This window comes from Neptuniibacter marinus, from assembly GCF_001597725.1.
Taxonomy (GTDB): domain Bacteria; phylum Pseudomonadota; class Gammaproteobacteria; order Pseudomonadales; family Balneatricaceae; genus Neptuniibacter; species Neptuniibacter marinus.
Genome location: NZ_LUTR01000060.1, coordinates 1 through 364, shown reverse-complemented (window position 1 = coordinate 364; position 364 = coordinate 1). Strand labels below are relative to the sequence as shown.

The 364-nt window shown below is 54.9% G+C and carries 1 protein-coding gene; it reads right to left on the bottom strand.

Annotation, left to right across the window (positions count from 1 at the left end; translation table 11 throughout):
* The coding region (locus A3774_RS16040; RefSeq protein ID WP_156473742.1) for a VCBS domain-containing protein at positions 1–364 on the bottom strand (364 nt) is incomplete at both ends.

The following is a 364-nucleotide window of genomic DNA, read 5'->3' as shown; positions in this document are numbered from 1 at the left end:
GTTGTTGCCATCCACATCGACAGACGTCAGTGTGCCCTTGTCTTCAAGGACCACATTGCCGTCACCTTCCGTCACGGCACCTTTGTCATCGCCGCTGATCTGCGCGGCGTCATTGGTGCCCGTAATGGTGATTTCGACAGTATGTGGCGTGCCGTCTTCAGACTGAACCGTGAAGGTCTCAACGCGAGTCTGACCTTCACCTAAGTATTCCACTTTGCTGTTGTCAACGTTGTACGTCCACTCACCGCCTTCGGTGATAGTCAGGCTGCCCAGTGGCGCACCTTCCGTCGGGTGATTCACCACCGTCACTTCAGTTTTAAAGGTGTCGTTCGCGTTGTTGCCATCCACATCGACAGACGTCAGC